The 9,079-nt window shown below is 41.6% G+C and carries 9 protein-coding genes; 8 read left to right on the forward strand and 1 reads right to left on the reverse strand.

All coding sequences use genetic code 11. The features are described 5' to 3' along the window. Both AB685_RS23550 and AB685_RS23555 read left to right on the forward strand, forming a co-directional pair. A partial coding sequence (locus AB685_RS23550; RefSeq protein ID WP_047973017.1) for a GNAT family N-acetyltransferase occupies window positions 1–339 on the forward strand: 339 nt, incomplete at its 5' end. Between the two features lie 92 nt (window positions 340–431). Next, window positions 432–851, forward strand: coding sequence for a pyridoxamine 5'-phosphate oxidase family protein (locus AB685_RS23555; protein WP_047973018.1), 420 nt, complete (start codon window positions 432–434; stop codon window positions 849–851). A 130-nt stretch (window positions 852–981) separates the two neighbouring features. Here the strand turns inward: AB685_RS23555 and AB685_RS23560 are convergent, their stop codons facing one another. Next, window positions 982–3,099 (reverse strand): penicillin-binding protein 1A, encoded by a 2,118-nt coding sequence (locus AB685_RS23560; RefSeq protein WP_047973019.1) that lies wholly within the window; start codon window positions 3,097–3,099, stop codon window positions 982–984. A gap of 281 nt (window positions 3,100–3,380) precedes the next feature. On the opposite strand from AB685_RS23560, the gene speE reads away from it, so the two are divergent. From speE to AB685_RS23590, 6 genes are all read left to right on the forward strand, one after another. Beyond that, complete coding sequence (gene speE, locus AB685_RS23565; RefSeq protein WP_047973020.1) at window positions 3,381–4,208, forward strand: polyamine aminopropyltransferase; 828 nt, start codon at window positions 3,381–3,383, stop codon at window positions 4,206–4,208. Window positions 4,209–4,220: 12 nt separating this feature from the next. Continuing rightward, complete coding sequence (speB, locus tag AB685_RS23570; RefSeq protein ID WP_047973021.1) at window positions 4,221–5,105, forward strand: agmatinase; 885 nt, start codon at window positions 4,221–4,223, stop codon at window positions 5,103–5,105. Between the two features lie 274 nt (window positions 5,106–5,379). Beyond that, window positions 5,380–5,817 carry a DUF1934 family protein gene (locus tag AB685_RS23575; protein ID WP_047973022.1) on the forward strand — a complete coding sequence of 146 codons (438 nt, stop codon included), beginning with the start codon at window positions 5,380–5,382 and terminating at the stop codon, window positions 5,815–5,817. A 3-nt stretch (window positions 5,818–5,820) separates the two neighbouring features. Further along, a complete protein-coding gene (gene argS / locus AB685_RS23580) occupies window positions 5,821–7,491 on the forward strand; it encodes an arginine--tRNA ligase (protein ID WP_047973023.1) in 1,671 nt (556 codons plus the stop codon). A gap of 512 nt (window positions 7,492–8,003) precedes the next feature. Beyond that, on the forward strand, window positions 8,004–8,465 hold the full coding sequence (locus AB685_RS23585; RefSeq protein WP_047973024.1) for a hypothetical protein: 462 nt from the start codon (window positions 8,004–8,006) through the stop codon (window positions 8,463–8,465). A 65-nt stretch (window positions 8,466–8,530) separates the two neighbouring features. Next, complete coding sequence (locus AB685_RS23590) at window positions 8,531–9,013, forward strand: DUF456 family protein (protein WP_047973025.1); 483 nt, start codon at window positions 8,531–8,533, stop codon at window positions 9,011–9,013. Window positions 9,014–9,079 lie beyond the last annotated feature (66 nt).

A 9,079-nucleotide genomic window follows, 5' to 3' on the forward strand; every position in this document is an offset into this window, starting at 1 on the left:
GAAGGGTTTGGTATGAGCGAAACAGAGGCTCGTACGATGTATAGTCCAGGTGCCGAGAAGGGTCATTATATTGTTTATGCAAACAACGTAAGGGCAGGCAAGCTCCGGGTTATAGTWGATGATAAGGCCTCATGGATTTATGGCTTTGTTGTGACCCCATCTATGCAAGGAAAAGGGATTGGTCAAGCTGTACTTGTCAGACTGATTCAACAGGAGGCGGCCAAAGAACAGGATGTTTTGCTAGAGGTTGCTCTTGAAAATGCACATGCTCTTAAATTGTATACTTCAGTCGGGTTTGAACAGTTTAGCACCCAAGATTATTACACATTTTCAGAATAAACGATTAAAGCAGTCCTATACTAAATAGTTGTTTAAGCAGGGAACAGTTAAGGAATACTACCTATACAATCTATTTAAAGGGGCTGTTTTGGATGAATCAAGAGGAATTACGAAATAAAGTCTTGGATGTACTTAAGAACCAAAAGATTGGCACACTCGCAACTGTTAAAAACAATAAGCCTCATTCACGCTATATGTCTTTCTTTAACGAAGACGTAACACTGTTTACACCTACAGATAAAGACACTCATAAGGCAGAGGAGATTGCCGAGAATCCGAATGTTCATATTCTATTAGGGTATGAAGGTGAAGGGTTAGGTGATAAATTTGTCGAGGTAGAAGGACAAGCTACCATTCGAGACTCGGATGAGCTGAAGAAGAAAATTTGGAGTGATTCCTTTAGCAGATGGTTTGAAGGTCCAGAAGATCCTTCGTATATTGTCCTTGAAATTAAGCCAACTATGATTCGTCTAATGAACGCAGGAGAAGAGCCACAAGTGTTGGAGTTATAAATGGGAAGGGGCTGGGACATATCTAAGGAGTTTAACTCAGGATACGAACGAAGCGGTATAAATAGACCGCATCAGTAATGTTCGATTTTCCATAAGTTAAAATACTTTTGTCCCAGCCTCTTTTTATTTATTAATGACCAAACCATTTAAAGAACTTATCAATCAATCGCTCTTCCTCATGCAGCTCTTCATCAATGGCATCTGTACCGTCTGGTTTCGCTGTTTCAGGGCAGGTCTTCGTCGGCTCTGTTCCTGCAACAAAATACGTTACTCTACTCTTTGGGCATGTCTCCGATGCGAGATAGCCGCTTTGCGGATTCATCTCCACTGCAACAACGCCGCGTGGTTTCTGGAATTGAAGCTTCAACTCATCCTTTAAGGCGTGCTCGGTGAAGTTAGCCCAAATCTTCTTAGAAATTTGTCCTTCCGTGCTTTGATGAATGCTTTCACCTTTATCATAGCCTACCCATACACCGGTGACGAGTTGGGGGGTATAACCGATCATCCARCTATCGACCTTGGTCGAACCGCTTTTTCCGGCCACTGGTCTGTTCACAAGGTGAGCAACTGAACCACCGGTAACGGAAGCGTGGGCATTGAGGCTAGGATCAAACATCCCCGTCATTAAATCGGTCATAATAAAGGCAAGCTTAGGGTCTAGGACTTGCTCTTTTTCCGGCTCACTTTCATACAATATACGTCCATTCAAGTCGACTACCTTCCTAATAAATCGTGGCTTAACGGCTTGTCCGCCATTAGCGAATGGACTATAGCCYGTCACCATTTCTAGTAAAGAGACGTTAGCTGTGCCAAGTGCTAAAGAAGCATCTTCGCGAAGGGGGCTCTTTATTCCAACGCGCTGGGCAACGTCAATTAACTTATCAGTTCCAAGGACAAGATGGGTTTTAACCGCATAGATATTGTCCGAGAACGCTAGTGCTTGCAACAGTGTGATGAAATCATTTGCATAGTTTTCGCCAAAATTACTAGGAGAATAGCTGTCTCGACCTTCATCTATTTGGAAGGTAGAAGGTTCACTTAACAAAGTTGATGCAGGAGTCGAACCATTTTCTAAAGCAGCATAGTATAAGAATGGCTTAAAAGTAGAACCGGCATGCCTTTTGGATTGAGTGGTTCGGTTAAGTTGGCTCTGCTTGTAATCTCGTCCTCCGACTAATGCACGAACGTCGCCTGTTCGAGGATCCATCGCCACTAAAGCCGTCTGCAAAATTAAGGCTGCTCGCTCGTCATCGGTTAATTCCTGATTAAGAGCTTCCTCCTTTATTGGAGGCATTTCTTTTTTGACCCAATGCTCGGCCTCTTTTTGCATATCAGGGTCAAGAGTGGTGTACACCTTTAGTCCACCAGCCTCAAGACGGGCTGGTTCAATCCCCGCTTCTTCAATCAATTGCTGCTCAACTAGGTCTTGAAAGTACGGCCCGATTTGCAGCCCTTGTACAATCTTTTCCCCGTCATAATTAAGGGCTTCTCCTTTAGCAATTGTTGCCTCTTCTCTTGTAATACTTCCGGTCTCTACCATGGCATCTAAAATCAGTTCTTGTCTCGCTTTGGCACGCTCTGAGTTCATTCTCGGAGAATAATAGCTAGGGCCTTTTGGAATGCCGGCTAACATACTAGCTTCTGCTAAAGTGAGATCTTTGGAATCCTTGCTAAAAAAATGATGGGATGCGGCCTCAATCCCGTATGCACCGTGACCGWAATAAATTGTATTAAGATAGCCTTCTAAAATTTGTTCTTTTTCATAGTTCATCTCGAGGCGGAGGGAATAGATCAGTTCATTCCATTTTCGCACCCATGTCTTTTCATGGGATAAATATAAGTTCCGAGCGTATTGCTGGGTGATGGTACTCGCTCCTTGAGATCTAGCGCCTGAACGCAAGTTGGCGACAATTGCGCCCCCAATCCGGATAGGGTCGAAGCCAAGGTGGTCATAAAATTTACGATCTTCAATTGCGATTGTTGCATCGACCACTAATGGAGAAATTTCGTTGAATGGGACAAAATAACGATTCTGTCCACGGTGGCTCTCACCAATCGTGGTGTCATCAACAGCTAAGTATTCTGTTGTTTGAGCGACACTAAGAGGAGGTGGACCTTGCATTTTGGCATAAGACATTAAAGCAACAGCCCCACCTGCAGCAAGCACTAACCCTAAGAGAATTAATCTAAAAAAGAGACGAAGCAAGCTTCTACGTCTTTTCAGCCGTCTATTCATGATGACTTCCATGTATGTCACCTCATTAAAATCAAGATTTAAAGTAAGTTAAAATAGTGTTGTGATACCATTCTCGGCTGTTTTGGAATGTTTTAAACATTAGGGGTGTGAGTGTGTTGATATTTTGCTTGCTTTTTTGATCGTTTCCTATATACTTTCTTTTGTTATGATGAAAATAAGGAACTTGTGGAAGGATATTTACTGCCTTCTATGTTTGTGTGCACCTAAGAAAAGGTACAGTTAGATGAGTCATATAAGTGCAAGAAATAGATATTTTTATGAGGTGAAGAAAGATGGAATTATGGTTTACAGAAAAACAAACTGAACGTTTTGGCATTACAGCAAAAATTAAACGTACGCTACATAGTGAGAAAACAGATTTTCAACAATTAGATGTAGTAGAGACAGAAGAATTCGGAAATATGCTTGTCCTAGATGGAATGKTTATGACAACGGAGAAAGATGAATTTGTGTATCACGAAATGGTTGCTCACGTGCCTTTATTTACACATCCAAACCCTAAGGGTGTGCTAGTTGTAGGGGGCGGTGACGGTGGTGTAATCCGTGAAGTATTAAAGCACCCATCTGTTGAGCGTGCGACACTTGTTGAGATCGACGGGAAAGTAATCGAGTACTCTAAAAAATACTTGCCGACTATTGCAGGTGCTCTTGATGATGCACGTGTTGATGTACAAGTTGATGATGGTTTCATGCATATTGCCAAAGCAGAAAATGAATATGATGTGATTATGGTTGATTCAACCGAGCCAGTTGGACCAGCTGTTAAATTATTTGAAAAAGGATTCTATGAAGGGATTTCTCGTGCCCTAAAAGAAGACGGAATCTTCGTTGCTCAAACAGACAACCCATGGTTCCACAAAGATTTACTTACWCAAGTACAACGTGATGTTCGTGAGATTTTCCCAATCACACGTGTTTATACAGCTAACATCCCAACGTACCCAAGTGGACTTTGGACATTTACAATGGGCTCGAAAAAACATGATCCGTTAGAAGTGCCTGAGGAACGTTTCCACGAGATCGAAACGAAGTATTACACAAAAGACCTTCACAAAGCATCATTTGCTCTACCGAAGTTTGTTAGTGATCTTGTGAAATAAGGAGGAATTTCGATGCGTTTTGATGAAGCATACTCAGGTAAAGTGTTCATTATGAGTAACCCAAGTTATGAAGAGGCCAAAGCAGTAATTTATGGTATGCCGATGGACTGGACAGTTTCTTTTCGCCCAGGTTCTCGTTTTGGTCCGAGCCGTATTCGTGAAGCTTCTCTTGGTTTAGAGGAATATAGCCCTTATATGGACAAGCATTTAGAAGAGGTTAATTACTTTGATGCAGGGGACATTCCACTTCCTTTTGGTAACGCAGCTCGTAGCCTTGATATAGTTGAGGAGTATGTAGATAAGTTGCTTGCAGACGGTAAGTTCCCGATCGGACTTGGTGGAGAGCATTTATTATCATGGCCAATTTTTAAAGCCATGAATAAAAAATATGAAGATATCGCGATTATTCATATTGATGCCCATGCTGACTTACGTGAGGAGTATGAAGGAGAAGTTCTTTCGCATTCTACACCGATTCGTAAAGCGTGTGGATTAATTGGAGCAGAGAATGTGTATTCATTTGGTATCCGTTCCGGGATGCGCGAGGAATTCCAATTTGCTAAAGAATCTGGCATGCATATGTCTAAATTCGAGGTAGCAGAGCCACTTAAAAAAATTCTACCGACTCTTGCGGGTCGTAACGTCTATGTGACAATTGATATTGATGTTCTAGATCCATCTTGTGCACCAGGAACAGGAACAGCTGAAGCTGGCGGAATCACTTCAAAAGAATTACTAGATGCGATTGTTGCCATTGCCGATTCTGATATCAACATTATTGGAGCGGACCTTGTAGAAGTAGCACCAGCGTACGACCCGTCAGAGCAAACGCAAATCACTGCAAGTAAAATGATTCGCGAAATGATTTTGGGTTGGACCGATAAAAGTGTAAAGTAGTGCCTGTGCAGATTATATAGACGACAACGAAGATGAGCGACTAAGATTGGCCGCTCATCTTTTTCTTTTCTTTCTCCTGAATTCGTCGTTTAAAAGTAAGCTTATGGCACCCCCTTTATACAGTGTTTAAACGATTCGGCTCGAAATCACAGATAGACACAGAACAGAACCTTGCAACTAAGGGATAAAATCGCTAAACTTGAACAATAGAAGAATGGTTGTTTAGATTTGTGATGATCTAAACCCCCGCACTTGTAGAAAGGTGTGCGACTGAATGAATATACCAAATAAGAAAACAGTGAAAATGATCTTCCAAAATAAAATTAAACATACTGATCATACAGATTCCTATGAGTTTACAGCAAGAGGTGAGCTCTATCATAAAGGAAGTCAAGATTACTTGCGATTTGAGGAAGCCTTAACGGAAACAGAATCTGTCCAAACGACGATGAAATGGGATGGGCGTGAGTTAATGCTTATTCGTCAAGGGTCAGTATTGATGCGCCAAGCCTTTATTTCAGGTGAAGAGTCGCTCGGTCGCTATGTTACATCAGAAGCGTCGTGGGAAACAAAGGCGATAACAGATAAAGTTCTTGTTACGTGGCCAACCCGTAAACAGCGAGGTAAGATCCACATCAAGTACCGATTTTTACTACAAGGACAAGATGCAGGGGAACATGAAGTACGATTGACATTAGAGGAGGATCAGTAAGACATGAACAGTGTTGAACAAATGAAGCAAAACTTAAAAGAAGAGATTAAAGCTGCGGTTATCTCAGCAGGACTAGCAACAGAGGAGCAGCTTCCAGAAGTCATATTAGAAGCGCCAAAAGATAAAGCTCATGGTGATTATGCGACAAATATGGCGATGCAACTAGCACGTGTTGCTAAAAAAGCACCTCGCCAGATTGCTGAAGAATTAGTAGCGAAACTAAATAAAGAACAAGCATCAATTGAAAAGGTCGATATCGCAGGTCCTGGATTCATTAACTTTTTTATGAACAAAAGTTATTTACGTGAGGTTGTTCCAGCTGTTCTTAAAGCGGGCGAAACATACGGTGAGACTAATGTTGGGAAGGGTGAAAAGATTCAAGTCGAGTTTGTATCAGCCAATCCAACAGGTAGCCTACATTTAGGACATGCACGTGGAGCTGCAGTAGGGGATGCACTATGCAACGTACTTAGTAAAGCTGGTTTTAATGTTGAGAGAGAATACTACATTAATGATGCCGGTAACCAAATTAACAATCTAGCCCTTTCTCTAGAAGCTCGCTATTTCCAAGCGTTAGGCTTAGAAAAAGAAATGCCAGAAGAAGGCTATCGTGGTAAAGACATCATAGAGTTTGGTAAAGTTCTAGCAGAAGAGCATGGCGATAAGTATGTGAGTGTATCAGAACCGGAACGTCGTGAATTCTTCCGTCAATATGGTCTTCAAAAAGAGTTAGATAAAATTAAGTCTGACTTAAAAGAGTTCCGTGTTGAGTTTAATAACTGGTTCTCTGAAACATCTCTTTATGAGTCAAAGAAAGTGATTGAAGTTCTCGAAACACTTGATGAAAAAGGTGAAACGTATGAACTTGATGGAGCAACATGGTTCCGTTCAACAACATACGGTGATGATAAAGATCGCGTGTTAATCAAAAATGACGGCACGTACACGTATCTCACACCTGATATTGCGTACCACCAAGATAAAATGCAACGTGGCTTTGATAAGCTGATCAATATCTGGGGTGCTGACCACCATGGTTATATCCCTCGTATGAGAGCAGCGATCCAAGCGCTTGGCTATTCTGCTGAACAATTTGAAGTACAGATTATTCAAATGGTGAGCTTGTATCAAGGCGGAGAGAAAGTGAAGATGAGTAAGCGTACGGGTAAAGCTGTTACTCTTCGTGATTTAATGGAAGAAGTAGGAATCGATGCTGTCCGTTATTTCTYTGCGATGCGTAGTGCGGACTCTCAACTTGATTTTGATATGGATCTTGCTGTGTCTAAATCTAACGAGAACCCTGTATTCTACGTACAATATGCACATGCTCGTGTATGTAGTATGCTTCGTCAAGGAGAAGAGCTTGGCCTAACATATGATGTGGATACAGATCTATCGGCGGTTTCAACAGAAAAGGAATATGACCTATTAAAAGCCATTGGTGATTTTCCTGAAGTTGTAGCTGAAGCAGCAGAAAAGCAAATGCCTCACCGCATTACAAACTATGCTCATGACCTAGCTTCTGCTCTTCACAGCTTTTATAATGCAGAGCGAGTTATTGATTCTGAGGACCAAGATAAGAGTAAAGCACGTCTTGCTCTCATGAAGGCGACTCAAGTAACGATTCAAAATGCACTAGCATTAGTAGGTGTATCAGCACCAGAGAAAATGTAGGTATTATAAAGCTCCCTATTCACTTAGTGAAAGGGAGCTACTTGTTTTAAAAATCCGGAAATGTTTACATCTTTGATCGGTTATGAGCGCTATAAGAGATATATGAGCGACTCGCATTGAGTTATGTGCAAAATAATCGAGATATGAGCGCTTCACAGGAAGATATGAGCGCTAAAACATATAAATGAGCGAAAAGCAGTTTCTCGACCTTAAATGAGCGGAATATAAGATTTATGAGCGAAATCGGCTGGCTTATTTGCGGAATAATCGGGATATGAGCGATTCACAGGAAGATATGAGCGCTAAATCATATAAATGAGCGAAAAGCAGTTTCTCGACCTTAAATGAGCGGAATATAAGATTTATGAGCGAAATCGGCTGGCTTATTTGCGGAATAATCGGGATATGAGCGATTCACAGGAAGATATGAGCGCTAAATCATATAAATGAGCGAAAGGCAGTTTCTCGACCTTATATGAGCGGAGTTACTAGTAAATCGGGAGGGGATATGAATGAGCATCGAGACGACCTTCACCAAAGAACAGCATCGACAAATGGCAGTCAGTTTGTTTAATCGCACGTGGGATTTAATGGATAAAGCAGATCGTACAGAAGATGAGGAGCTCGAAATGATTCATATCGCTCATACGTCGCGATACCATTGGGGAGTGGTTGGTGATCATGTAAATTGGTCACGTGGTGAGTGGCAGATCTCTCGTATGTACGCACTTATTGGAGCAGGAGAAGCGGCACTTAAGCATGCTCTAGCGAATAAACGAATCCACGATCACTATCAATTAACGGGATTTGATGCAGCATTTGTGGCAGAAGCCCTGGCTCGTGCCTATCATTTACTAGGTGAGACTGAGCATATGAAAGCTCATCTTGCCTATGCCCATCAACAAGCTGCACATATCGAAAAAGAAAGCGACCGTGATTACGTGTTAGCTGAACTTGCAACGATTTCAGGATAGTCCTAGTTTTTGGGGAGCCTTTTAGATAAGGCTTCTTTTCTTGTCTAATAGAAAGGAGCTGTAAGATGGAAGCTGTTATTTGGATTGTTATTGTCGCTTTGTTTATTTTGAGCTTAATTGGACTGCTCTTTCCCATTGTTCCTTCTGTGCTTGTATTATGGGTAGGGTTCTTGATGTATGTCTTTTTAATAGATGGAGCCTCCTTGTCGATCTGGTTTTGGGTTGGAGCTGGTGTTCTGACCGTCTTACTATTTGCCGCGGATTTAATCGCCAGTCAATTCTTTGTGAAGAAATACGGAGGTTCAAAGTGGAGTGAGCGAATGGCTGCTCTAGGTGTGATCGTCGGTTCGTTTATCATGCCTCCATTTGGGATCATTTTAGTTCCGTTTATCCTCGTTTTTATAAACGAGTTGATCTCAACAAAGGATCCCCGTCAAGCAGTATTGGTTGCTATTGCCTCATTTTTTGCCTTTTTAAGTGGGACGGTTGCAAAAGGACTCGTTCAACTTATCTTGATCATTTGGTTTTTTATCGAAGTTTTTATTTAGAAGCATAATCTGCTTCATATCACACAAAGTAAGAGAAGAGAGATCTCAGAAAGAAGGAAATAAGAA

It is taken from the genome of Bacillus sp. LL01 (genome assembly GCF_001037965.1).

What these genes read in the sequence shown, in the direction of transcription:
- AB685_RS23555 (WP_047973018.1), top strand. Translation starts at nt 432, where the DNA reads ATGAATCAAGAGGAATTACGAAATAAAGTCTTGGATGTACTTAAGAAC.
- speB (WP_047973021.1), top strand. Translation starts at nt 4,221, where the DNA reads ATGCGTTTTGATGAAGCATACTCAGGTAAAGTGTTCATTATGAGTAAC.
- AB685_RS23575 (WP_047973022.1), top strand. Translation starts at nt 5,380, where the DNA reads ATGAATATACCAAATAAGAAAACAGTGAAAATGATCTTCCAAAATAAA.
- AB685_RS23585 (WP_047973024.1), top strand. Translation starts at nt 8,004, where the DNA reads ATGAGCATCGAGACGACCTTCACCAAAGAACAGCATCGACAAATGGCA.
- AB685_RS23590 (WP_047973025.1), top strand. Translation starts at nt 8,531, where the DNA reads ATGGAAGCTGTTATTTGGATTGTTATTGTCGCTTTGTTTATTTTGAGC.